Here is a 25,036-nt window from a genome sequence, read left to right as displayed (position 1 = left end):
TGACAGCCCCCCTCAGGGGCGCCCCCGCGTCCCGGTAACAGGAGAGGACACCCATGCACCGACAAAGGTCATCCCGGCGTGCCCGCATGACGGCCGCGACCACGGCCCTCGCCGCGGCGGCCCTGACCGCCGGGCCCGTCGCCGGACCGGCGGACGCGGACACCGCCGCCGCCGACGTCGTCGCGGTCGACTTCGCCCAGCACACCGGGCCGGTCCACGGCGGCGCGACCGGCATGCTGTACGGCCTGTCCGACCCGGGCGTCCCGGGGGACCCCCTCGTCGCCGGCGCCCGGCCGCGTACGGTCGCGCAGAAGGCTCCGGACGGCGACCAGCATCCCAACGGCGACGCGCTCACGATCGCGGACGGCTTCTTCGCCGCGGGCGGCGAGGAGATCGTCGTCTACATGCAGGACGTCTACAGCAAGTGGCCCTACGAGAACCTCGGCATCGACGACTACCTCGCCAAGGTCGACGCGATGGTGCGCAAGGTCGTCGCGGAGCGCCCGCAGGACAAGGACAGGTTCGTGTGGGTGCCGTTCAACGAGCCCGACGGCATCTGGTACCAGAACTGGTCCACGATGAAGCAGAAATTCTTCGACGACTGGAAGGCGGTCGTCGAGCGCATCCGCTCGATCGACCCCGGCGCCCGCATCGTCGGCCCCAACGAGGCCCGTTACAACCCCGGCCGCCTGCGCGACTTCCTCACCTGGGCCAGGGACACCGCCTGCGGCGCGAAGAGCTGCCTGCCGGACATCATGGCCTGGCACGAACTGTCGCGCGGCAGCCTCGCCGCCTATCGCGGCCACTACGACGACTACCGGCGGATGGAGCGCGACCTCGGCGTCGGCCCGCTGCCGATCAACATCGACGAGTACGGCAACCGGCGTGACATGTCCGTGCCCGGCCAGATGATCCAGTGGATCACCATGTTCGAGGACACCAAGGTGGACGCCGACATGGCGTTCTGGACCTACGCCGGCAACCTCTCCGACCACGCGGTGCGCACCCGCCAGGCCAACGGCGCGTGGTGGCTGCTCAAGTGGTACGCGGACCTGACCGGGCAGACGGTGAAGGTGACCCCGCCGCGGCCGGACGTCCCCGACACGGTCCAGGCCCTCGCGGCCGTCGACCCCTCCGTACGGCGGGGCACCGTGCTGGTCGGCGGCGGCGCCGCGCCCGTCCGGCTCGACCTCTCCGGGCTCGACCCCGCGGTCTTCGGCAGGCAGGTCGACGTCGTCGTGTCCAGGACGACGTGGTCCGGCTACGAGGGAGACGCCACGCAGCCGCCGGTCGTCGCGGCCACCCGGACCACCCTGCGCGGCGGCACGCTGCGGGTCGACCTGCCGGGCGGCGACGTGATGGCCGCCTACCGGGTCACGATCGTCCCGTCGAGCGGCGGCGCGCCCGCGGCCGACGCGCCGTGGAGCGTCTCGGTGGAGGCCGAGTCTGCCGGCCTTGCCTCGGCCCAGGTGCACGACCAGGACACCACGGCCGACCCGCAGCTCTACGCGACCTCCGGCAAGCGGGACGTCGGCTCCATGAAGACGGCCGGCTCCGCCGTCACCTTCCCGGTGACCGTGCCGCGCGACGGCCGCTACCGCCTGGGGATCTTCCAGGGCGCGAACAAGGCCCCCGGCAGGCACGCGCTGTTCGTGGACGGGAAGCTCGACCAGATCGTGCAGTATTCGGCCGACCTCGGCTGGACCTACCGCGGCCGCACCGACGTCGAGGTCGAGCTGACCGCCGGCGCCCACGAGCTTTCCCTGCGCACCAGCACCGACGGCACGACCCCGCTGCCGGGCAGCGACATCACGCTGGACAAGTTCGACCTCACCGAGATCACCGGCCCCGAGCGGGCGGCCTACCCGGCCGACGAGGCCCGGCTGTCCGGCGGCGCGGGCATCACCCGTGAGGGCAGGGGCGCCGCCGTCACCCTCGGCGGCGACGCCCGGGCCACGTTCTTCGCCGCCGTGAGCGAGGACGGCTACTACGACCTGACCTTCTCCTACAAGGCGGGCCGAGCCGGCGACCTCGGCGTCCGCGTGGACGGGCGAAGGATCGCGGGCGTGCGGGCGACGCGTCCCGGCGAGGCGGCCTCCCGGGCCCGCGTCTACCTCCCGGCCGGCGTCTCGGTGATCGAGGTGGGCGGCCCGGCCGGCCTGCGGCTGCGCGGCCTTACCACGGTCAGGGCCGAGGAGGCGGACGCAGCGGCCTACCGGATCGAGGCCGAGCAGGCGCAGCGCGCCGGAGCGGCCCGCGTGGTCGCCGTCCCGGCGACGAGCGGCTCGAACGCCTCCGGCGGCGCCTATGTGGGCGACATCGGCAACGGCGCGGGCAACACGCTCACCCTCACCCGGCCCGCCGGGTTCGGCCCCGGCGAATACGTCCTCGTGGCGCACTACGCCAACGCCGACAGGAACACCGGCCACCCGTACAACACCGACGTCATCAGCCGGTTCCTCGACATCACCGAGACGGGCGGTGCGACGACGCGCGGCGTTTTCCGGCACGGCTACGCCTGGGACAACTTCTGGTCCCAGGCGACGCCGCTCACCCTGACGACCGCCTCCGGGGCGCTCGTCCTCGGCAACGCGACGGCGTACGCGCCCAACCTCGACCGGCTCGAGCTCGCGCGGCTCGTGCTGGAGGTCGACAACACGGCCAAGTGACCGGGACGGCCCGCCGTGTCCCGCACGGCGGGCCCTCCTCCTGCGGGCATCCACGGGGACGGTGGGCAAGACGGACCGCATGTCCCGTCCGCGCGTAGGACGATGTGACCATGAGCACACCCCCGGCTCCCCCAGCCGAGCAGGCAACAGTCGAGCAGGCCGTCGCCCGTATCGCCGACGAAACGGGGGAGGTCGCGGGCGCGGGAGTCCTCGTCGCCGCGGATCTCGTGCTGACGTGCGCGCACGTGATCACCCGCGGGAGGGAGGAACCGCCGAAGACCGTGCTGGTGGACTTCCCGTTCCTTCGCACGGGGCCTTCGCGGGCAGGCGTCCACTTCCTGGCGTCGGCGGCACCCGGTTCGGAACCGCCGACGGGGGATCTCGCCGTTCTCCGGCTGGAAACCGCGCTGCCGCCGGACGTCCGGCCGGTCGAGTTCGCCGCCTCCGCGCCGCCCGGCCTTCAGGTCAGCGTCTACGGTTTCCCGAACGGCTACCCGGACGGGCGCTGGGTGTCCGGGCGCACGGTGGGAAGCCTGCCGAGCGGCGCCGTCCAACTGGAGGTGACCGACAGCGCCGGGTTCACGGGCGGCTACTCCGGAGCGCCCGTCTGGAGCCCCGAACTCGGCGCGGTGCTCGGCATCATCTTCGCGGCGGACGGGCAAGGCGGCAGAGCGGGATACATGAGCCCGGCTCCCGCTCTGGCCGAGACGTGGCCGGAGTTCGACGCCGTCGTCCGCTCCGCCCCGGAGCGAGCCGCCGCGGCTCCCGAGGGCCGGCGCCGGAGAGCCGCGGAGGTCGCGTCCGGCGGGCGGGAGCGGACGCAGTGGGTCAGCGACGCACCGGCCGACCACGACATGCTCAAGCGGACCGCGCTGGCGAACGTGCTCGCCAGGCAACTGCGTCACGCGCGCACGGAGACCCCCGACGCGTCGTTCCTCGTGCACGTCGACGGTTCGTGGGGAACGGGCAAGAGCACCCTGCTCAAGCTGCTCGCCCGCGAACTGCACAGCGATTCGATCGTGGCCTTCTTCGACACCTGGCGGCACGTCCGCATCGAACCGCCCTGGTGGGCGTTGCTCGTCACCATCCGCAAGGCGGTCGTCCAGCACAGGCCTCGCTGGCGGCGTCCCCTCTTCCTCCTGCGAGAGCTGCTGGCGCGCGTCCGCCGTGACGGCGCCCCTCAGGTGCTGTCGGGGCTGCTGCTGGTGGGCGGAGCGCTCCTCGCCGCGTTGCTGCTCAGGGCGGGCGTCATCACGGTCCGCAGCGTCGAGCCGGCCTTCAAGACCGTCACGACCGTCGTCGGAGCGGCCGGCGCGTTGTGGACGGCCGGGATCCTCCTCAGCAGGTACGCGATGTGGGCGTCGGCGCGCAGGGCCCGCACCTTCGAGGACTCCCACACCGATCCCATGAACGACGTCGCCGAGCACATCGCCTGGCTCGTGCGCCACGCCGGGCGGCCCATCGTCGTCCTCGTCGAGGACCTCGACCGCTGCACCGCCGACTACGTCGTGAACTTCCTCGACTCCGTCCAGACGCTTGTCCGCGACGTGCCCGCGCATTGGCGGCGGCCCGCGCGCCGCACCCCCGGCTGGCATGCCCCGAGCTTCGTCGTCGCGATGGACGGCGCCTGGCTGCGCTGCGCCTACGAGAACGCGTACGAGACGTTCAAATCGGCCGTCGCCGAGCCGGGGCGGCCCATCGGCTACCTGTTCCTGGACAAGCTCTTCCAGCTCAGCGTCCCCATGCCCAGGCTCGGCGGGGCCAACAGGGACCTGTACTTCGGCCGGCTGCTCGGCGTGAGCGTCGAGAGGCCCGCGCCTGCCACAGCCGGCCAGGTCCGCGCGGCGCTCACGGCGAGCAGCGACGAAATCGAGGTGCTGGAGACGCTGGCGAAAGCCGACCCCCGGGTCCGCGAGATCGTGGCCGCGCAGGCGGTCGAACGGATCCTCGACGCCGGCGTACAGGACGTCTCCCGGCACGCCCTCGCGAAGTTCTCCCGGTTGCTGCACAGCAATCCGCGCGCGATGAAGCGGTTCGTCAACACCTACACCGTCCTGCGTGCCGTACGCGTTCTGGAGGGCAGCCTGGTGCCGACCGACACCCTCGCGCTGTGGACGCTTCTTCGTATCCGATGGCCGGAGCTGGCCGACTACCTGGAGGCGCATCCCGAGGCCATCGATCTGATCATGGAAGGTTCCGGCGCGCAGGGCCTCCCGGAGTCGCTCCGGGAGCTGGCGCCCTCGGAGGACCTCCATGAGGTGCTGTGCGGCGTGCCGGGGGTGACGCTCACGCCGGACGTGATCCGCGCCTGTTCCGGCGCGGGCGACGACCTGGCGCCGCTCCGTCCGTAGTCTCCGGCGGGCGGGCACACGCTCCGATCGTCCCCGTCGTGCAGTACGGTCCCGCTGCCGCCGCGGGCCGGAATGCCCGCGACGGTCTTGGCCGGGCGCGGGGTGAGGGACTAGGTTCTCGCCGTGCCCACCGCTGATCACGCCTCCCCCGGCGTCCGCGTCTACGCCGTCTGCTCGGAGGTCCCGCCCGACGTCGTCGGCGGGCTGGGCCGGTACGCCGAACGGATCATGGACGCCCTGCGGGACGCGGGGGCGCCGGTCGTGGTCTTCGGCGCCACGGCCCGCCGGGGCCGGGCGCCCGGGGCGGAACGCCGGGGCGACGTCACGCTGCACCGCCTGCCCACCCCCGGGTACGGTCCGGGCGAAGGATCGGCCCTCCCCGCGGGTGTACGGCGGCTCGCGAGGATCGCCGGGCTGTTCGCGTTCAACGTGCGGGCGGCCGCCCGGATCCTGTCAGCCGAGGCGGGACGGACCGGGGCGGTCGTCGCCGTGCACGACTGGATGGGCTGCGTGGCCGGAATCCTGTGCCGTGTGCTGGGGCGGCTGCCGGTGGTGTTCCACGTGCACACCCGCGAGCTGAACGCCCCCGGAGTGGGGCGCCGGTCGGCGTACGCCGTCCTGCTCGACCTTCTGGAGACGGCCCAGGCGAGGACGGCGCGCCTCATCCTCGTGCCGAGCGCCCGCATGCGCGACGACCTGGCCGCCCGCGGCTGGCCCGCGGACCGGATGGTCGTCGTGCCGCACGGCTTCGAGGAGCCCGCCCTGCTGCGGCTGGCGGGGCTGCCCGGCGGCGAGCGCGACCGGGTCCGCGCGGAGGTGCGGCGGCGCTATCTGCCCGGTGGCCAGGGCCGGCTCGTCGTGTTCGCGGGGCGGCCGTCGCCGCACAAGGGGGTCGGCACGCTGATCCGGGCGGTGCCGCGGGTCGCCGCCGAGCACGGTGACGTGCGGTTCGTGCTGATCGGCGCCCCGGCCCCGCAGACCGGCGACGCCGCGACGGTGGCCCGGCTGATCGAGCGGACGCAGACCGGCGCGCACGTGGTCGCCGGCAACCGTTTCCTCGCCCCCGCCGAGGTGTTCGCGCACTTCCTGGCCGCCGACGCCTGCGTCTTCCCGTCGGTGTACGAGCCGTTCGGCCTGGTCGCGGTCGAGGCGATGGCGCTCGCCCGCCCGGTGGTCGTCGGGCCGGGCTACTCGCCGGAGGTCGTCGGGGACGGCGCCGTTCGCTGTGCCCGCGACGATCCCGGCGAGCTGGCCGAGGCCCTGCTGCGCCTCCTCGGCGACCCCGCGGAGGCGGACCGGCTCGCCCTGCGGGGAGCCGCGTACGTGCGGGAGCGCTACAGCTGGGCGCGTACGGCCCGGCACACCCTGGAGGCGTACGAAAGCGCCGCGCGCCCCCGCCGGGAGCGTGGCCTGACGACGGCCGGGCCGCCCCGCGGCGGTCAGCCGATGCGGAGGGGAAGCGTGCGCGGTCCCCGCACCTGACCGGGGGCCCACGTCACCGCCGAGGGGTCGGCGAGGCCGAACACGGGGACCCGCTCCAGCCAGACCTCCAGGGCGACCCGGAGCTCCATGCGGGCCAGGTGGGAACCGACGCAGCGGTGAATGCCGAGCCCGAACGCCGCGTGCCGGTTGATCTCGCGGTCGATGATCACTTCGTCGGCCCGGTCGAACTGCGCGGGATCACGGTTGGCGGCGGGGAACGACACCAGGACCCAGTCGTCGGCCTTCATGTCGGCGCCGCGCCAGTGGATGTCCTCCTTGACCAGCCGCGCCATCGTGACCGGCGCGTACGCCCGGAGGAACTCCTCCATCGCGGTCGGCAGCAGCCCCGGCTCGGCGACCAGGCGCTCGCGGTCGGCCGGGGTCTTCGCCAGGTGCCACAGCGAGGCGCCGATCGCGCTCCACGTCGTGTCGATCCCGGCGATGAGCAGCAGGGCCATCGTGCCGGCCACGTGCGAGGGCTCGAGCTTGCGGCCGTACAGCTCCGCCTCGATCAGGTAGGTGGTGAGGTCGTCGCGCGGGCTGGCCACGTGGTCGCGGATCTGCTCCAGCAGGTAGTCGAACAGCTCCCCCATGTTGGCGACCCGCTGCTCCGGCGGCAGGTTGACGCCTTCGAGCGCGTGCTCCACGAACTCCCGGAACCTGGGCCCGTCCTCCGGCGGGAAGCCCAGCATGTCGGAGATGACCCGCATCGGGATGTGCTGCGCGTAGTCGCGGGCGGCATCGACGATCTCCGCGCCCTCGAACCCGTCGATCAGCGAGTGGCAGAACGCCCGCGCCGCCTCCTCCCGCTTGGCCACCTCCTTCTTGGTGAACGCCGGGAGCAGCAGCTTGCGCGCGTCGTGGTGGAACGGCGGGTCGGAGGAGATCGGCGGCACGGCTCCCACCGGCGCGATGTCCCGGGGCGGCCGGTAGTTGCTCATGATGATCGCCCGGGAGGAGAAGTGCTCGGTGTCGTAGGCGATCGCGGCGACGTCCTCGTACCGCGTCGGCAGCCACCCGCCGCCGAACCTCTCCGTGTGCGCGATCGGGCAGCGCGCCCGCAGCTCGTCCTGGATGGGGTACGGATCGGCGGCCCATTCGGGCTCCAGGTGGGAGAAGTCGCTCGCCCAGTCGGAGACCGGGCCGGTGATGATCTCGCTGCGGGTGCCGAGGGGCTCCTCCTGCCCCTCCCGGAAGTCGCGGACGAAGCGATCGTCGACGCTCATCTCATGCCTCCTCGACCAGGACGATCGCCTTCTCCGGGCAGTTGGAGACCGCGACCCGCGCGGCGCGCTCTCCGCCTGGCGGCACGACCCCGTCGCCGACGACCTGGCCATAGCCCTCGTCGTCCTCGGTGAACAGGTCGGGCGACAGGTCGTAGCAGCGGCCGTGTCCCTGGCAGCGCGCGGGATCGATCTGCACTTTCACTGGTGCTCCCCTTGTTTCTGTGGCGTCCGCGAAGCGGGGTCGGTCGGGGCGATGGCGGCGACGAGGCGCGTGAGCAGGGCGCTCCACTCCTCGTCGCCTACGGCGTGCAGGTCCGGCGTGAGCAGCGCGCTGCCCATCGCGAGCAGGAGGCACAGGTGGGCGACGGCGCCGGGTGAGAGCGCCGGGTCGATCTCACCGTCGTCCTGGGCGGCGCGGACGAGCCCGGCGAGCCAGCCGGCCCGCTCGCCGACGTAGTCGTGCATCGGACGGGCCACGTCCTGGTCGCGGCGGGCCGCGACCAGCGCCTCCACGATCAGGGAGCCGCGGGCGTCGGGACGGCGCGGGAGCCGGCGGCCCACGGCGACGAGCAGGTCCGCGACCGGCCGGCCGGGGTCGGCGGCCAGCATGTCGGCCAGCAGCCGGGGCCCGTGGGCGCGGAGCGCGGCCACGATCAGCTCGGCCTTCGAGCCGAAGTGCGCGTACAGGGCGCCGTTGCTCACTCCGGCCGCCGCGGCGATGTCGGCCACGCGCGTGCCGTCGTACCCGCGCCGGGCGAACACGTCGACGGCCGCGCGCAGCAGCCGCTCCCGCGTCTCCGCGGCGGTGACACCAGCGATCCGCCCCACGACAAAATTAAATGTTCGTTCATTTGATTGCGTCAAGACCGCGTCCGCTCCTCCTAAGGCCAACGCCTCGTAAAAAATGGCGGCGGATGCGCCAAGCACCGGACAAAGGTCGCAAAATAGCAGAATGTTGAACAAATGGGACGAGCATCGCGACTGGTTCGTGGACGCGGCGCTGGCCGCGGCCGTCATCGCGTTCACCGTGCCCACGACGCTCACCGGCTACAGCTTCTCCCTCTGGGGCGGCGCGCCGGACGCGCTCGAAATCACGACGGGAGTGATCACGGCGGCGGCCATGATGGTGCGGCGCCGCACCCCCTGGCCCGCGATCGTCGCCTCGGTCGCGTGCGCCTGCGTCACCGGGCAGGTCGTGCCGATGATCCTGGCCGTCTTCTCGATGACGGCCGAGCACCGGGTGCGCCGGTGGCAGTACATCGCCCTCGCCGTGACCGTGGTCTACTTCGCCGTCGACTACCGCAACCCGCACAGCGACCACTCGGTCTACCTGAACATCGTCCGCGCGCTGACCCTCATCTACCTGCCCGCGGTCGTCGGCACCTGGGTGAACGCCTACCGGCGGCTCATCAGGGAATTGCGTATCGGCGTACGCGAACGCGAGGAGATCGCCGCCTCCGAGGAGCGCCGCAAGATCGCCAGGGAGATGCACGACACCGTCACCCACGCGGTCACCGCCATGGTGCTCAACGCGGGCATAGCCCGCGACACCACCGAGCCGGACGAGATCCGGGCGCTGACGGCGAGCATCGAGGACAAGGGCGTGCAGGCACTCGGCGAACTGCGGCAGTTGCTCACCGTGCTCCGGCGCGACGAAGGGGACCTCGCCGCGGGCACCGAGGCCATCACCCGGCTGGTCGGCGAAGCGCAGGCCAGCGGGCTCAAGGTCGATCTCCGCCTCGACGCTCCCCCGGGGGCGCTGCCACGACAGGTCTCGCACGCGTGCTACCGCCTCGTGCAGGAGGGGCTGAACAACGTGCGCAAGCACGCACCGGACTCCCTCGTCAAGGTCACCTGTGAGGTCACCGGCGACCAGGTGGCCGTCTCCGTGGTCGACACTCCGGACCGCGCCCACCCCGGTGAGAGGACGGTCAGGCCGGCGCCCTCCCTCGGCGGCGGATACGGCCTGGCCGGCATCAGGGAGCGCGTCTGCCTCGCCCAGGGCCGGTTCTCCTCCGGGCCGACCCCCGAGGGCGGTTTCGCGCTCGCCGCCCGGCTCCCCCTCCGGCTGCCGCACGACTGAAACGGTTTTTCCCCTACCCAGCGGGGTAGGTCCCCCTCATACCGACCGGTACAGCGGGAACGTGAGCCCGGAACGCAGCGGCCCGGTTCACAGGGCCGCCGCCACGGAAGCGGAGCGCCGGCGCGCCGCTTCACACGCGTCTGCCGTAACGATCTCGTTTGAGGGTAGCCATGAAAGCCGTGGTCTACGAAGGCCCCCGACACGTCAGCGTCACCACCGTGCCGGACGCCAGAATCGAACGGCACACGGACGTGCTCGTCCGCGTCACCACAACCAACATCTGCGGCTCCGATCTGCACATGTACGAGGGCAGGACCGACTTCGAACCCGGCCGGGTCCTCGGGCACGAAAACCTCGGCGAGGTCGTGGAGATCGGGGACGCCGTCGACCGGGTCAAGGTCGGCGACATGGTCTGTCTGCCGTTCAACATCTCCTGCGGCTTCTGCGCCAACTGCGAGCAGGGCCTCACGGCCTTCTGCCTGACCACCAATCCCACACCGGGCCTGGCCGGCGCGGCGTACGGCTACGCCGACATGGGCCCGTACAACGGCGGTCAGGCCGAGCTGCTGCGCGTGCCGTACGGGGACTACAACTGCCTCGTCCTGCCGGAAGACGCGCGAGAGAGGCAGACCGACTACGTCATGCTGGCCGACGTGTGGCCCACCGGCTGGCACGCCACGATGCTCGCCTGCGTGCAGCCGGGCGACACCGTCGTCGTCTACGGCGCGGGCCCGGTCGGGCTGATGGCCGCCTACTCCGCCCTGCTCAGGAACGCGAGCGGCGTCATGGTCATCGATCACCATCCGGACCGGCTGGCCAAGGCCGAGGAGATCGGCGCGATCCCGATCGACGACTCCCGGGCCAGCCCCGTCGATCAGATCCTGGAGCTGACCCAGGGGATGGGCGCCGACCGCGGCTGCGAGTGCGTGGGCTTCCAGGCGCACGACCCGGAAGGCGCGGAGCATCCCAACATGACCCTGAACAACCTGGTCAGGTCGGTCAAGTTCACCGGGAACATCGCCGTCGTCGGCCTGTTCCTCGCCCACGACCCCGGCGGTCGGAACGACCTGTACAAGCGCGGTCAGGTGGCCATCGACTACGGGACCTTCTGGTCCAAGGGCCAGACGATGAGCACCGGCCAGTGCAACGTCAAAAACTACAACCGCCAGCTGTGCTCCCTCATCCACGAGGCCGGCGCCCGGCCGTCCTGGATCGTCTCCCAGGAGCTGGGCCTCGACGACGCTCCCAAGGCGTACGCGCACTTCGACGCGCGGGACAAGGGCTGGACCAAGGTGGTGCTGCACCCGAACGGAGCCGCCTGACCCGCCTTGATCACACGGCGCCGGGCCCGTGATCGCCCGAAGCGGGCGGACCCTACTCTTGGGGGGAGAGCCGCGCCGCGGAGGCGCCCGGCGCGACCAGGAAGGGACAGGCGTGCTCACCGTCTGCGTGGCCCCGGCGGACCCCCCGCTGATCGTCGAATCCGTCCGTGCCGCCGGTGGCGAGGTCGTCGGTGATCCCCGCAGGGCGGAGGCGCTGGTCTGGACCGACTCGCGGCCGGAGGGCGTGCGGGACTACCTGACGCCGAGCGTGCGCTGGGTCCAGCTGCCGTCCGCGGGTGTCGAACGGTGGACGCGGGAGGGGCTCGTCGACTCCACCCGGGTCTGGTGCTCGGCCGCGGGGGCCTACGCCCCGCAGGTCGCCGAGCACGCCCTCGCCCTGCTGCTGGCCGGAGTGCACCGGCTGCCCGCCGCCGCCCGTCGCCGTACGTGGCACCGCGACCAGCCCGGCACGCTGCGCGGGAGCACCGTGGCCGTCGTCGGCGCGGGCGGGATCGGCAGAGCGGTCATCCCCGCGCTGCGCGCCCTGGGCGCGGACGTCCTCGCGGTCAACCGCTCGGGCGAGCCCGTCGAGGGCGCGGCCGAGACGGTGCCGTTCGACGGACTTGCCGCCGTCTGGTCGCGCGCCGATCATGTCATCCTGGCCGCGCCCGCCACTCCGGAGACCTACCGGATGGTCGGCCGGGACCAGCTTCGGGCCCTGGGCCCGCGCGCGTGGCTGGTCAACGTGGCCCGGGGTGAACTGGTCGACACCGACGCCCTGCTCGCCGCGCTGCGCGCCGGGGAGATCGGCGGCGCCGCCCTCGACGTCACCGACCCCGAGCCGCTGCCGGACGGGCACGGCCTGTGGGCCGAGCCGAACGCGCTGATCACCTCGCACAGCGCCAACCCGCAGGCCCGTCTCGACGAGAGCCTCGCCGAGCGGGTACGCGAGAACGTCGCCCGCTACCTGCGGGGGGAGCCGCTCCTCGGCCGCATCGATCCGGCGCGGGGCTACTGACGCCGCACCCGGCGCGGTTTGCGCGGACCGGGCGGCAGCGGCGAAGATCACCGGATGGCCGCCCCCAGCCCGTCACGACGACGATTCGCGCTCTTCGCGCTCGCCTCCGCCGTCGTCTGCGTCTCCTTCCCGCTGGCCGAACCGGCTCTGTGGAGCGCCGAGCAGAGAGTCCCGTTGAAGCTCCTCATCATGTTCGACGGGGCCGTGGAGCCGGTCGCGATCCTCGTGCTGGCGCTGCCGCTGGGAGTGCTGATCGACCGGACCCGACGCCGGTCAGTCCTGGTGCTGTCGGCGCTGCTGGGAGCGGTGGCCCTCACGTCCGTCCCGGCGGCCGGGGCTCTCGGAGCACCCACCTGGCCGCTCCTCCTCGCGGTGATGCCGGCGAGCGGTGTCCTGGCGATGGTGACGGAACTCGGCCGGGACGCGTACCTGCCGTCCGTCGTGCGGCGCGAGCGCCTGCTTCCGGCGAACGTCCTGCTGCTGACCCTGCTGCCGCAGATCGTCGTCGTGCCGATGAAGCTGACGGGGGCCGTCTGGCAGGGGCCCGTGTTCCTGTTCGCGATCGGCCTGGCACTGGCCGCGGCGGCGGCGCTGTTCCGGGGCGTCTCCGCCGTCGAGGCGCCGCCGCCGCCCAGGGCGGGGCTGTGGCGGGAGACGGCGGAGGGGATCCGTTTCACGGCCCGGCATCCGGCGCTGCGGGCGATCGCCCTCTATCTGGTGCTGTCGGCCGTGGTCGCCGAGATCGCCGGCGCGGTGGCAGGCGAGGCGTGGGAGACCGCGTTCCGCGGCCTGAGCGGGGCCGGCAGCGGGTCTGCCCGGTGGCTGATGAGCGCGCCGGCATACGTCCCTTGCGTCCTCGGGGCGCTGGTGGCCGTGCTGCTGCACCGCAGGATCGGGACCTTCCGCCTGGCCTGGTGGGCCCTGATCGTGAGCGGGCCGTTCACCCTGCTGCTCGCCTTGTCCGGCATCGGGCCCGGATGGGCCTGGTACGTCCTCGGGACCGCCGTCCCGGCGGCCGGAAGACTGATCGCCTTCGTCGCCCTGCTCAGCCACCGGCAGGCCGTCACACCCCACCGGCTGCTCGGGCGCACGGGCGCTGTGCTGATCGTCCTCACCACTGTGACCGACGGCGTGGCGGGCCTCCTGGAGGGGCCCGCGGAGCGACTGGCGGAGGTGGGCGGCGTCGCACCCGCCGCACTCGCCACGGTCGCCGCGCTCGCCGCCGCGGTCCCGCTGCTGCGGGCCCGGCGGTCCGCCGATCACGATGTGAACGGCGGGCTCGGTGACGCCGAGCCCGCCGTGTCATGGGGAGAACCGGCGATTAGGCGGATCGACTGGTGATGCTCACAGGAGTCCCCTCTTCACGAGATTCCCCATGAGATCGCGGACTCCGAAGTTCCAGGGTTCGCACTCCTCGGCGTGCCGGACGCGGTTGACCAGGGTGCCGAGCGCCGGGGAGCTGATCCTGACGATGTCGCCGACCTTGTGCGTGAACCCCTCGCCGGGGCGGTCGCGGTCCTGGATGGGCGCGAACATGGTGCCCAGCATGAGGACCGCGCCGTCGGGATAGTGATGATGCGGCCCGATCATCTGCCGCACCAGCGCTTCCGGATCACGTGACATCCGCGCCATCTCCGAGACGGTCTCAAGGCGGAAGCCGTCCATGCCTTCGATGTCGAGGCCCACCACGAGGCCGCGTACCTGTTCCAGGTCGAACCGCTCGTCGAAGAGCCGGATCAACGGCCCCAGCGCACACGAGGCGTTGTTGTCCTTCGCCCTCGGCAACAGCAGCGCGGATCGGCCCTCGACGTCCCGGAGGTTCACGTCGTTGCCGAGGGTCGCCCCCACGATCCGGCCGCTCGACTGGACGATGAGCGCCACTTCGGGCTCCGGGTTGTTCCAGGTCGAGGCGGCGAGCACGCCGACGGGGACCGCGGTTCCCATGGCGGAGAGGATCTGGCCCTTGGTGAAGATCTCGGCATCCGGTCCGATGCCGACCTCCAGGTACTGACTCCAGATGCCCTCGGCGACGAGGAGGTCCTTCAGCCGCGTCGCCTCCTCCGAGCCCGGTGACAGGCCGTGCAGGTCGGCTCCGAGGCCGGCGAGAATCCGCTGGCGGATGTCCGCCGCGAGCAGCAGGTCGCCGCGGGCCCGTTCCTCGATGATGCGCTCGATCATCGAGACGGCGAAGGTCACCCCGGCGGCCTTGAGCGCCTGGAGGTCGACCGGTGTGAGCAACCAGGGCCGGGTGCGGTCCCGGTCCGCGGCGCCGGTGTTGGCGAGCACGTCCCGGAAGCCGCCGACCCGCCGGCCGTCGAGCCTGGACACCACGGCGGCGGGATCCGGCAGTTCACAGACGTCGCGGATCGTCGGGAACTCGGCGCTGATGTCGAGGACGTCGCCGTTGCGGACGACGACGGGTGACGGCCCTTCGACGCCGGGATCCCAGATCCGGCCGATCAGAATGCTGTCCTCGGCGTCGTCCGGCAGCGCGTCGGCGGCCGTGCCGAACCAGTCGACCTCGGCGGAGTACGCCGCGGACGATGCCTGGCTCATACGGGGTCTCCCAGGTTGAAGAAGGACCGCTCGTCCTCGGGGCGGATGTCGAAGACGGCGTCCCGGAACATCCTCAGGGGGTGGGGCGTGAAGGGGTGCCGCGCGATCGCCTCGAGATCGAGTTCGATGCCGAGTCCGATCCCTGCCGGGATCATGACGTCGCCCTCCTTCGTGAGCACGAGTCGTTCGTTGGTGATCTCCGGGCGCCACGGCACGTCGGTCGCCATGATTTCCAGGTATCGGAAGTTGGGCAGGGTCGCCCCGAGTTGCAGCGTCGCCGCGGTGCTCAGCGGCCCGCTGGGATTGTGCGGGGCGAAACCGACGTAGCTGGTCGCGGCGAGCGTCGAGATGAAGGCCAGTTCGGCGATGCCGCCGGCGTGCGTCACGTCGGGCTGGACGAAGTCGACCGCCTGGCGGGCGATCGCCGGCGCGAAACCCTGCCGGCCGAACCAACGCTCCCCGGCGGCGATGGGCACCGGAGACGCCCGGCGGATGTCGACGAGGGCGTCGAGGTTGTCCGGAGGGCACGGCTCCTCGAACCACACCGGGTCGAACTGGGCGATCTCGCGTGCGATTTTGATCGCGTGGCGGACGTCGAACCGGCCGTGGCCCTCGATGAACAGCTCGACGTCGCGCCCGACCGCGGAGCGGACAGCGTCGATCTGCGCGAGCACGCGGTCCAGCTGCCGGGACGTGATCGTCAGGTCGAAGTTCTCGAAGGGATCCCACTTGAGACCGCGGAAGCCGCTGTCGACGGTCCTCCTCGCGGCGGCGGCGTAGTCCTCAGGCGTGACGGCTCCCGAGAACCAGCCGTTGGCATAGGCACGCACCCGGTCCCGGGTGGCGCCGCCGAGAAGCCGGGAGACGGGGACACCGAGCTCCCGTGCCGAGATATCCCACAGCGCCATTTCGAGCGAGCTCAGCGCGGTCATGATGACCGGGCCTCCTCGCCAGTACCAGTCTCTCGCCAGCTCGTACAGGATGCCGGAGATACGGGTGGGATCGAGCCCCACCATGGCTTCGGCGACTTCCGCGACGGCTCCCTGGACGGCGCGCTCCTTGCCCTCCAGCGTCGCCTCGCCGAGTCCGACGATCCCCTCGTCGGTGGTGACGCGGACGATCACGAGATTGGTGCGGTAGAAGTCGACGACGAGGGTGTCGACCGAGGTGATCTTCATGCTCCCGTTTACCCCTTCACGGCGCCGGCGGTCATGCCGGCCACCACATGCCTCTGCGCGAACAGGTAGAAGACGACGGCGGGCAGCGTGAACATGAACGCGACCGCCATCACCGTCTGGATCGGCGTGCCCAGCTCGCCGATGAAGTTCGCGATCCCCACCGAGGCCGGCTGCTTCCCGGGGGTGAAGATGAATGTCACGGCGAACACGTACTCGTTCCAGGCGTGGAAGAACGCGATGACCGCGGTGGCCGCGATGGACGGCGCGATCAGCGGCACGTTGATGCGCGTCAGCACCGTGAGCGGCCGTGCTCCGTCGACACGCGCGGACTCCTCCAGCGCGCGCGGTATGCCGTCGATCGCGCCCTTGAGAATGAGGGCGACGATCGGCAGGACGAAGGCGGAGTTGACCAGGATGAGGCCGGCCAGGGAGTCGAGCAGGCCGAACCGCCGGAAGAGCGAGAACAGCGGCACGACCATGAGCGCCTCGGGAAGCATCTGCGTGAACAGCAGAAGCACGGTCACGACGGCCTTGCCCCAGAACGAGAACCGCGAGAGCGCGTAGCCGAGCGGAATGCCGAGGCCGATCGAGAGGACTGTCGTGCCGAGGGCGATCACCAGGCTGTTGCGCAGCCACCCCAGCGCCTTGCCTTCGGCCAGCGCGTCGATGAAGACCCCGAATTGGGAGAAGTCGGGGACGAGCCGAGCCTTCGCGGCGAAGAGATCAGAGTTGCTCGACAGCGCCGTGACGATCATCCAGTACAGGGGGAAGACCGCGACGCCGAGCACGACGAGGACGCCGAGGATGCGCAGGGTCAGACCGATGCGAAGCGGCCTCATCAGCGGGCCTCCCTTTCGGCGGCGCGGGCCACGAACCGGCTGCCGGCGACGACGATGAGCGACACGACCACCCCGACCATGCCGATCGCCGCCGCGGAACCGAGTTGCTTGGAGTCGAAGGCCTCCGAGTAGAGGTCGATGACGAGCGTCTCGGTCGCGCCGACCGGTCCCCCCTTGGTCATGAGCCAGATGAGCTCGAACCGCCGCAGCGACCAGATGGTCATGAGGATGGCGAGCAGTCCGATGGTGGGCTTGATGACCTGCCAGGTGACGGCGCGGAAGGTCCACCACCGCCCTGCGCCGTCCACCGTCGCGGCCTCGGTCAGGTCCGGGGGCACGGACTGCAGCGCGGACAGCAGCACCACCGAGGTGAACGGGAACAGCTGCCAGATGGTCGTGGCGAGGATCGCCGGGAGGGCGTACTTCGGGCTGTCGAGGATGGCGCCGCCCGGGACGCCGAGGCCGACCGCGTCCAGGAAGCGGTTCACGATCCCGTAGTCCGGGTTGAGCATCCACGTCGCGATGAGCGCGACCGCGATGCCGGGCGCCGCCCACGGAATGGTCACCAGCGCGCGCGCCCACCCCCTGCCGCGGAACCCTTTGTTGAGGAGCAGGGCGACGGCGAGCCCGGATCCCACGGCGCCGACAACACACACGATCACATAGATGAAGGTGGTGAGAAGGGTGCGGCGGAAGTCCGCGTCACCGAAGATGCGGGTGAAGTTGTCCAGCCCCACCCAGGTGCTGCGGGTGGGATTCAGCAGCGACGTCCGCGTGAAGCTCAGGAAGATCTCCTGAACGAGCGGAACGACCTGGAAGACGAGGATGAAGACGGCGGCGGGCGCCAGGAAGAGGTAGGGCGTCCACTTGCTTCCCCGCGGGCTGCCTCGACGCCGGGTCTCGGATCGAGACCCTGAGGTCTGCTGTTGTTTCAGCACAGTCATCGAGTTCGGTCCTTGTTCGAGTAGGACGCCGCCGGCGCGAGGGATGCTCACGCCGGCGGTCTCGTCCGATCAACCGACCAGTTTGGTCGCCTGCTCCTGGGCGCGGTCCAGCGCGGTCTTGAGGTCGACCGTGCCCTGGAGCGCCGCGACGACGTTCTGCACGACGATCTTGCGGATGTCCGGCGTCTTCGCCTCGAATCCCAGGACGATCTGCGGCAGGCTCGATTCGGTGAGGTCGTCGAACACCTTGAGGAAGGGCGTCTCCTTGAGCTTCTCGGCGCTGCGCTGGGTGACCGTCGCCACGCTGCTCGCGCCGAGGATCTCCTGCAGCTTCACCTGGTTGGCCGGCTCAAGCGCCCAGCGGATGAAGGTGGCCGCGGCCTCCTTCGACGGGCTCGCCTCGTTGATCACGATGGGCGCGAGGATCGCGCCCTGGCTGCGGACCGGGAACGGGATGGGCGCGACGCTGAAGTTCAGGTTGGGGTTCTGGCCGCGGGTCGCCGTCACGTAGCCGCCGTTGTTGAGCTCCATGCCGACCTTGCCCTCGGCGAACATGCGGCGGAACGTCGCCGCGTCCGCGCCCCGCGGGATCACCTTCGCGTCGTACAGGTCCTTGTACGCCTGCAGGCCCTTGAGGTTCTCCGGCGAGTTGATGGTCAGGTTCTTGCCGTCCGACCACTTGCCGCCGAAACCGTAGACGTAGTTGAAGATGTCCTGCCAGACACCGGCCTCCTCGGCCTCCGTCTGACGGAACGCCAGGCCGTAGACGTCGCCCTTGGTCAGCGATTGCGCCGTCTTGGCGAACTCCTCGTAGGTCGTCGGCGGCTTCGAGATCAGGTCGGCGTTGTAGAACATCGCGTAGTTCGACGCCTCGAAGATGATCCCGTCTCGCCTGCCGTCGTGGACCATGAACTGGTCCGGCTGCTTGAGCAGGTCGTACTTGCTGACGTCGATCAGGTCGTCGAGCGGCGCGATGAGGCCGGCGTCCGAGGCGGACTCGAACTCGGGCATGTCGAAGCGGATCAGGTCCGGCCCTTTCCCGCTCCCCATCTGGGTCAGGACGGTCTGGCCGAAGGTCGGGTACGGCACCGCCGCGGCGGACACCCGGACCTTGCTCTGGCTCTTGTTGAAGTCATCGAGCCACTTCGTGAGCAGTGGCCCGCGGCCGGGGTCGCCGAACGTCGAGGCGGCGAAGGTCAGCGTGGTCACGCCGCCGGATCCGCTTCCGGATTCACTGTCAGAGCCGCAGCCGCTCAGGAAGGCGACGGCCGTACAGATGAGACTGGTCGCCACAGCCATGCTACGGCGAACGCGATGCAGCTCCATGTGTTACTCCCGTAATCAACCGTTCGTTCCCCCGAAACGCCGTTTTCTTGCAACGATCGTAGCAACATGTGCAACACTGTCAAGAAGCGAGCGGTTGCGCGGCATATGCTCTACATTGCGCGTAGTGCAACGCAGGGAGGGCAGTAGTGGCACAATCCATCCAGCGCGCGATCAACCTGATCCGGGTGGCAGCGGAACATCCGCTGACCCTCACAGAGGCCGCGGACGTGCTCGGCGTCCACAAGTCCACGGCTTTGCGGATCTTGCAAGCTCTTGAGGCCGCGCGGTTCGTGCGCAAGACAGGGGCGGGGGCCTACGTGTTCGGGAGCGGGCTCATCGAGCTGTCCGAGCTCGCGCTCGGCTCGATGGACCTACGTCAGTTCGCATCGGCGCACCTGCGCCGGCTCCAGGGGCAGACGGGTCATACCGTGCACCTGGCACAGCTGACCGGCAACGAGATCATTTACATCGACAAGGTCGACAGCCCCGCGTTCGACGCGGTGAAGCTGCCGTCTCGGATCGGCCGGGCCGTCTCACTGTATGCGAGCGCCGTCGGGAAGGCGATCCTCGCCTACCTCCCCAGGGAGGACCGCGATCGCCTGCTCGCGCACGTCGCCTTCGACCGGTACACCGACACGACGATCACCGATCGCGAGTCCTTCGAAGTCGAACTCGCGCAGGTCCGCGAGCAAGGCTGGTCTGTCGACAACGGCGAGCACGACGCCTACGTCATGTGCGTGGCCGCGCCGGTCAGGGATTCACGGGGCAAGGTCGTCGCCGCCGTCTCCATCACCGCGATCGAGGTGATCGAGACCTTGGACCAGTTGAAGGAGAAACTTCCGCTGCTGCTGGAGACCGCGACGCTGATCTCACAAGAAGTCGGATACACGCCGGAGGCGCCGCCGGCGAGCTGAGTCGCGACCCGTGGGGGCACTTCGAGGTGCCGTCGGCGTTGGCCTGACACGCCGACTCTCCCAGGGCTTCCCCAGGTCGCGGGCTCGGGTCCTCAGACGACCTTGCCGTGGCACCTCCGTAGGTGGGAGGCGCCACGGCAAGGCCCTGCCGGGTCGGCGGGAGGAACCAGGTCAGTCGACGGTCACCTGCGTGCTCTGTGACGCGTTGAACAGTTTGTCGCCCGGGTAGCGGGCGACGACGGGGCTGTCGAGGAGCGCGCCGTCGACGGCCTCGCGGAAGGTGGCCACACCGTCCTTGACGGGTGCGGATCCGAGGTGGGTGTCACCGGCGTAGAAGTCGACCTTGCCGGTGGGGGAGGCGACGTTGGCGGTCACGGTGCCCACCGCGGCGGTCGCGGTGAGCCTGACGTTGTGGGAGTTCCCGGCGGGCGTGGCGGTGACGTCCAGGCCCGTCGTGGTGGTGCGGAACGCCACGTTACGCAGATAGAAGTTGAGCATCGGACGCCAGACATGCCAGGTGTGCATGCCGTCGACGTAGTACTCCTTGATGTCGACTCCGGCGGACCGCAGCGCCTCGGCGCGTGTGTGCAGGCTCTGGGCGCTGGTGCCGTCCTGCCGTCCGGTGCCGAAGAGGAGGCCGCCGGGCACCGTCTTCAGGCGGTCGATCTGCGCCTGCGAGGCGGCCGGCCCGCCGATGCTCCAGGCGGCGTCGTAGGCGAACAGGTCGGTGTTGTCGTACATGATGGTGAACGCACGACTCCCGCCCGCCGAGAACCCGCCGAACGCGCGGTCCTCCGGCCGGGTCGAGACGTGGTAGTTCTGCTCCACGAACGGGATGACGTTGTTGCGCAGCTCGTCGGCGTACCCCTGGTTGCCACCGGGCAGGCCGTTGAAGTCGGTGGACACGACCACCATCGGCTGCACCGCGCCGTCCCTGATGGCGTTCTCCACGATGTGGTGGGCCACGCCCTGCATCGTCCAGGCGATCGAGCTGTCCCCGGCACCGTGGCTCAGATAGAGCGTGGGATAGGGCGTCGCCCGGTTCGGGTCGTAACCGTGCGGCGTGTAGACGACGATGTCATGCACCCCGGCCGGGTTGGTCGACAGCGGCGACGGATACCGCCGCGACTCCAGCTTCCCGGCCTCACCGGCCTTGACCGGCGCCTGATAGTCGTTGTCGTAGGTGGGGAACTTCGCGCTGCTCGGTACGTAAATCGTGCTGCGCACCGCGCCCGGCGCGCTCGGGTACTGGGGCTGCACCTCCCACCGGTTGGCCGGGTCGTCGTGCAGGGCGCAGCCGGTGGCCTCCACGTTGGTGCAGTCATGGGTGAAGGCGTAGCGGAACGTTCCGGCGGGTAACGGGACGGTGATCTCCCATACCCCGTCGGACCCGAGTTGCATGGGCAGGATGCGCCAGGGGGTGGCCGCGGTGTCGCCCGGCTGCCACTGGGACGGCGGGTGGTTGTCGCCGACGTTGTCGGGCTGAGCGAAGAACCAGTCGCCGTAGATCTGCACGCTGTCGACGCCGGCGGGCGCCTGGTATCGGAATGTCACCGCGTACCCGGTCGGGGGCGCGTCGGACTTGACCAGGGTCGGCCCCAGCGGCTTCACCGGCGCCGCCGAGGCCGGGGGGGCCGACACCCCGACCGCGGCCACCGCTGTCGCGACCGTGAGGCCGGCCAGAAGCGACCTCAGCCTTCTACCTCGTTGAATCCTCGGCGGACGATGGGGATGGGCGACGGGCACGTTGCTCTCCCTCCGAAGAGTGAAAAGTGGTCAGACGTAACGAATCGGACCTGACCGTTGCCATGATCGTAGGTGGACGCCCACCGATGTCAAGAGCAAATTGCATATGACGTTCCATGCGTTGCAACATGCGCAATAAAGTCGCGTCCGGCCTCGGCAGGCGGTGGGCGGCCGGCAATCAGAATCGGGGCGAGACCTTTATCGAGGTCCCGCACAACTTTCATCGATCGGCTCACAAAGTTTGCCGATGTTAGCGCTATCTTTCGTTGGGGCTGGAGGTTAGTGTCTGCATTCAAGAACCCGCAGGGAGGATCGATTGATATTGCGACAGCGAACGTCACGTCGCAGGCTGAGTCGCACGAGTAGAGGTGTCGCGGGCCTGGCACTGGGTGCGCTTCTCTCGGTCTCGCTCGCGGCGACGCCCTCGCAGGCTGCCGAGGAGAAGCTCGACGAGGGCCTGGTGCACCACTTCGCCCTCGACGAGACCAGTGGGACGACGCTGGTCAACTCGGGTAGCGCGGGAACGGCGGCGAACGCCACGCTCGTGCATCCGGAGAAGGCGACCTTGACCGGCGACGGAGTCAGGTTCAACCCCGACTCCTACGAGAGCGCCCTCGACGGTGCGTACGTGGCCCTGCCGGACGACATCACCGCCGGCATGTCGAACCTCACCGTCGACTATGACGTGCGGATCGACCCGGCGAACGTCGGCGAGCACCAGATGTGGAGCTTCGGCGCGAAGTCCGGCTCGTGCGACGCCGACACCGGCGCCCAGGGCTCCATCTTCGCGTCGAACACCCAGCGGTTCCGCGTCGCGGTGGGTTCGGCGAACATCCAGCAGAATCGGGTCCGCATGCCCGAGGGCGCGTGGACGCACGTCACCTACACCCAGTCGCTGAACGCGAACGGCACGAGCTGGACCGGCAGGCTTTACCTCGACGGCGTGCTGCACGCGACGTCGGCGAACCTGACCACGCCGCCGTCGGTGAACGCCGCGGGGACCAACTGCAACTTCCTCGCTCGCTCGCAGACGTCGGGCCACTACTCATTCCGCGGAACGATCAGGGACTTCCGGGTCTACGACCGGGCGGTGAGCCTCGACGAGACACTCGCCCTGGCGGAAAGAACCGTCTCCGACGGCGTGCGCGCCGACGCCGAGGCCATCGACCTCGGTCTGACCAGCGCGATCGTCCGCGACATCGTCCTGCCCAAGGTGGGCTCCACGGCGGGCTCGACCATCACGTGGACGAGTTCGGACCCGTCGGTCGTCCAGGTCTACACCCCGCCGGCCGTCCCCAGCGCGCGCAAGGTCGCGGTGACCGGCAAGATCACCCGGCCCGCCCAGGGGCAGCCCGACGCGACGGCCACGCTGACGGCGACCGTTCGCAAGGGCGCCCAGGAGGTCACCACACGGGAGATCCCCATCGTGGTGAAGGCCGAGTTCGACGACGCGCAGGCGGTCGACCGTGACACGTTCGACCTGGCCCTGCACGCCACCGACCACGTGCGCGGAAACTTGGACCTCCCTGCCACCGGCGAGTTCGGATCCGCGATCACCTGGAAGTCGACCACCGACCTCGTCACCCCGACGGGTAAGGTGACCCGCCCGGCCTTCGGCCGTGCGGACGTCGAGGGCGTCCTGACGGCGACCATCACCAAGGGCTCGGCCTCGAAGACGAAGTCGTTCCCGGTGACCATCACCGCCATGCCCCGCTCCGAGGAGTACGAGCGGTACTTCATGGGGTACTTCAAGGGCGAGGGGATCGCCGACGGCGAGCAGATCATGTTCGCGACGTCCAACGGAAACACCGCTCTCGACTGGACCGGTCTGACCGGAGGCCGGCCGTCGCTCATCTCGCAGCTGGGCGACCAGGGCCTTCGCGACCCGCACATCGTCCGCTCACCCGACGGCGACACGTTCTACATGATCGCCACCGACCTGAACTGGTACGACCAGGGCGGATACGCCATCAACGACACCCAGTACATCGAGGTGTTCGAGTCGCACGACCTCGTGCACTGGACCCCTCAGCGACACGTGAAGGTCGCGCCCGACAACGCGGGCAACGCCTTCGCACCCGAGTCGCTGTGGGTCGAGGAGATCGGCGCCTACGCCGTCTTCTGGGCGCAGTCGCTGTGGAACGACCCCGTGAACCGCACCGGTCAGGGGAACGCGCAGATGTGGTACACCACGACGCGCGACTTCCAGACGTTCTCCGATCCCAAGGTCTGGCAGAACCCGGCCCCTCTGTCGCGGATCGACACGACCGCGATCCGGGTCGGCGACCAGTACTACCGCGTGACCAAGAACGAGGCCGGCAACCAGGGCTCGGACATCTTCTCGGAGAAGCACACCGACTTCCTGGACAGCGACATCAACCACTGGACGTTGGTCGCTCCGGCTCTGGGGCGCACGACGTGGGCCGCCAACCAGGGCTACGAGGGGCCGATCATCTTCAAGGCCAACCCCGGTGACACCTCCTGCCCCGGCCAGTTCTACCTCTGGGGTGACCGGTACACGAACGGTGGTGGATACCAGGCCGCGTGCCACGAGAACATCGAGGCTCCGACCTGGAACGCCAAGGCGATCACGATGACCAACGCGGGCGTCGCACGTCCGCGTCACGGCACCGTGATCCCGATCACCCTCCGCGAGTGGAACGACATCCGCGGGATCCCGAACAGCGACGTCACGACCACGACTGAGGTGGCCGTCGAGCCGTACGCGAGCGGGGCCCAGACGAGCACGGCCACCGCCACGGTCAAGGCGGCCGACGGGTTCGAGACCGGCGGCCAGGTGCGGTTCAGCATCGGCTCGTGGTCGAAGCTCGCCCACCTGAAGGACGGCGCGGCCACGGTCACGCTGCCGGCGGGCCTGCCTTCGGGCGCCCGCACGGTCAAGGCCGAGTACCTCGGCTTCGACTACCTGAAGGCATCGGAGGGCACGGCGTCGTTCCAGGTGCCCTCCGGCCCCAACGCCGTCAAGGTCAAGGCGAAAACCGCGCCGGCGTCCGTTGTCCGCGGGGACACGTTCACGTTGAACGTGACCGTCGGGCCGGCGGGCGGGCAGAAGAAGGACGCTCCGACTCCGACCGGCGAGGTCACCGTCACCTTCGGCGGCACCGTGCAGGTCGTGCCACTGGCGGACGGCGAGGCCGTCGTCACACTGCGGACCGCCGATCTGCAGCGCGGGGTGTACCCGGTCCACGTCGCCTACTCCGGCAACCCGACCTACCAGCCCCACGCCGCCGACTACCAGAAGTTGACGGTTCGGTAGCCGGCGAGTGGCGGGGGGGGGGGGGCCCCCCCCCCCCCCCCCCCCCCCCCCCCGGCCCCGGGGGGGCGCCCCCCCCCCCCCCCCCCCCCCCCCCCCCCCCGCCCC

General features: G+C 70.5%; 18 protein-coding genes. 9 read left to right on the top strand and 9 right to left on the bottom strand.

Translation table 11 applies throughout. The features are described 5' to 3' along the window. Positions 1–86: 86 nt before the first annotated feature. The 3 genes from ACIBK1_RS15445 to ACIBK1_RS15435 all read left to right on the top strand — a co-directional run bounded on the left by ACIBK1_RS15445 (position 87) and on the right by ACIBK1_RS15435 (position 6,502). Positions 87–2,669, top strand: a complete 2,583-nt coding sequence (locus ACIBK1_RS15445) for a CBM35 domain-containing protein (RefSeq protein ID WP_396735344.1) — start codon at positions 87–89, stop codon at positions 2,667–2,669. A 110-nt stretch (positions 2,670–2,779) separates the two neighbouring features. Then, positions 2,780–5,020: a P-loop NTPase fold protein gene (locus tag ACIBK1_RS15440; RefSeq protein ID WP_396735341.1), complete on the top strand. Its 2,241-nt coding sequence runs from the start codon at positions 2,780–2,782 to the stop codon at positions 5,018–5,020. 123 nt (positions 5,021–5,143) lie between these two features. Beyond that, positions 5,144–6,502: a glycosyltransferase family 4 protein gene (locus ACIBK1_RS15435; RefSeq protein WP_396735338.1), complete on the top strand. Its 1,359-nt coding sequence runs from the start codon at positions 5,144–5,146 to the stop codon at positions 6,500–6,502. Here the strand turns inward: ACIBK1_RS15435 and ACIBK1_RS15430 are convergent. The 3 genes from ACIBK1_RS15430 to ACIBK1_RS15420 are packed head-to-tail and all read right to left on the bottom strand — an operon-like array spanning position 6,460 to position 8,556. Then, positions 6,460–7,728 carry a cytochrome P450 gene (locus tag ACIBK1_RS15430; RefSeq protein ID WP_081903755.1) on the bottom strand — a complete coding sequence of 423 codons (1,269 nt, stop codon included), beginning with the start codon at positions 7,726–7,728 and terminating at the stop codon, positions 6,460–6,462. The two genes, ACIBK1_RS15435 and ACIBK1_RS15430, sit on opposite strands and share 43 nt — an antisense overlap. Position 7,729: 1 nt before the next feature. Continuing rightward, entirely contained in the window at positions 7,730–7,930 is a 201-nt protein-coding gene (locus ACIBK1_RS15425; protein ID WP_030509837.1) for a ferredoxin, read from the bottom strand. Beyond that, positions 7,927–8,556 (bottom strand): TetR/AcrR family transcriptional regulator, encoded by a 630-nt coding sequence (locus tag ACIBK1_RS15420; RefSeq protein WP_051762048.1) that lies wholly within the window; start codon positions 8,554–8,556, stop codon positions 7,927–7,929. The genes ACIBK1_RS15425 and ACIBK1_RS15420 overlap by 4 nt, the downstream gene beginning before the upstream one ends. Before the next feature lie 124 nt (positions 8,557–8,680). Here ACIBK1_RS15420 and ACIBK1_RS15415 point away from each other — a divergent pair, with 124 nt between their 5' ends. From ACIBK1_RS15415 to ACIBK1_RS15400, 4 genes are all read left to right on the top strand, one after another. Next, complete coding sequence (locus ACIBK1_RS15415; protein WP_396735333.1) at positions 8,681–9,811, top strand: sensor histidine kinase; 1,131 nt, start codon at positions 8,681–8,683, stop codon at positions 9,809–9,811. A 218-nt stretch (positions 9,812–10,029) separates the two neighbouring features. Continuing rightward, positions 10,030–11,133, top strand: a complete 1,104-nt coding sequence (locus ACIBK1_RS15410; RefSeq protein WP_342202891.1) for a glutathione-independent formaldehyde dehydrogenase — start codon at positions 10,030–10,032, stop codon at positions 11,131–11,133. Between the two features lie 112 nt (positions 11,134–11,245). Continuing rightward, positions 11,246–12,151, top strand: coding sequence for a D-isomer specific 2-hydroxyacid dehydrogenase family protein (locus tag ACIBK1_RS15405; RefSeq protein ID WP_030509841.1), 906 nt, complete (start codon positions 11,246–11,248; stop codon positions 12,149–12,151). Between the two features lie 54 nt (positions 12,152–12,205). Beyond that, the gene (locus ACIBK1_RS15400) at positions 12,206–13,492 is read left to right on the top strand and encodes a hypothetical protein (protein WP_396735328.1); all 1,287 of its coding nucleotides are present in this window, start codon (positions 12,206–12,208) and stop codon (positions 13,490–13,492) included. 3 nt (positions 13,493–13,495) lie between these two features. Here ACIBK1_RS15400 and ACIBK1_RS15395 read toward each other — a convergent pair whose 3' ends face one another. The 5 genes from ACIBK1_RS15395 to ACIBK1_RS15375 all read right to left on the bottom strand — a co-directional run bounded on the left by ACIBK1_RS15395 (position 13,496) and on the right by ACIBK1_RS15375 (position 18,877). After that, complete coding sequence (locus ACIBK1_RS15395; RefSeq protein ID WP_081903757.1) at positions 13,496–14,707, bottom strand: fumarylacetoacetate hydrolase family protein; 1,212 nt, start codon at positions 14,705–14,707, stop codon at positions 13,496–13,498. Beyond that, a complete protein-coding gene (locus ACIBK1_RS15390) occupies positions 14,704–15,885 on the bottom strand; it encodes a mandelate racemase/muconate lactonizing enzyme family protein (RefSeq protein ID WP_396735325.1) in 1,182 nt (393 codons plus the stop codon). The genes ACIBK1_RS15395 and ACIBK1_RS15390 overlap by 4 nt, the downstream gene beginning before the upstream one ends. 8 nt (positions 15,886–15,893) lie before the next feature. After that, complete coding sequence (locus ACIBK1_RS15385; RefSeq protein ID WP_030509845.1) at positions 15,894–16,724, bottom strand: carbohydrate ABC transporter permease; 831 nt, start codon at positions 16,722–16,724, stop codon at positions 15,894–15,896. After that, complete coding sequence (locus tag ACIBK1_RS15380) at positions 16,724–17,668, bottom strand: carbohydrate ABC transporter permease (protein WP_030509846.1); 945 nt, start codon at positions 17,666–17,668, stop codon at positions 16,724–16,726. Before ACIBK1_RS15380 ends, ACIBK1_RS15385 begins: the two co-directional genes overlap by 1 nt. Positions 17,669–17,737: 69 nt before the next feature. Beyond that, positions 17,738–18,877, bottom strand: coding sequence for an ABC transporter substrate-binding protein (locus tag ACIBK1_RS15375; RefSeq protein WP_197042761.1), 1,140 nt, complete (start codon positions 18,875–18,877; stop codon positions 17,738–17,740). A gap of 263 nt (positions 18,878–19,140) precedes the next feature. Here ACIBK1_RS15375 and ACIBK1_RS15370 point away from each other — a divergent pair, with 263 nt between their 5' ends. Next, complete coding sequence (locus ACIBK1_RS15370; RefSeq protein WP_396735321.1) at positions 19,141–19,908, top strand: IclR family transcriptional regulator; 768 nt, start codon at positions 19,141–19,143, stop codon at positions 19,906–19,908. Positions 19,909–20,079: 171 nt separating this feature from the next. On the opposite strand, the gene ACIBK1_RS15365 is transcribed toward ACIBK1_RS15370, so the two are convergent. Further along, positions 20,080–21,564, bottom strand: coding sequence for an alpha/beta hydrolase-fold protein (locus tag ACIBK1_RS15365; protein WP_396735318.1), 1,485 nt, complete (start codon positions 21,562–21,564; stop codon positions 20,080–20,082). Between the two features lie 412 nt (positions 21,565–21,976). Between ACIBK1_RS15365 and ACIBK1_RS15360 the strand changes: the two genes are divergently transcribed. After that, complete coding sequence (locus tag ACIBK1_RS15360; protein ID WP_156081043.1) at positions 21,977–24,931, top strand: immunoglobulin-like domain-containing protein; 2,955 nt, start codon at positions 21,977–21,979, stop codon at positions 24,929–24,931. Positions 24,932–25,036 lie beyond the last annotated feature (105 nt).

Source organism: Microbispora rosea (assembly GCF_044460045.1).
Taxonomy (GTDB): Bacteria; Actinomycetota; Actinomycetes; order Streptosporangiales; family Streptosporangiaceae; genus Microbispora; species Microbispora rosea.
This window is presented reverse-complemented; position numbering and strand designations above follow the sequence as displayed.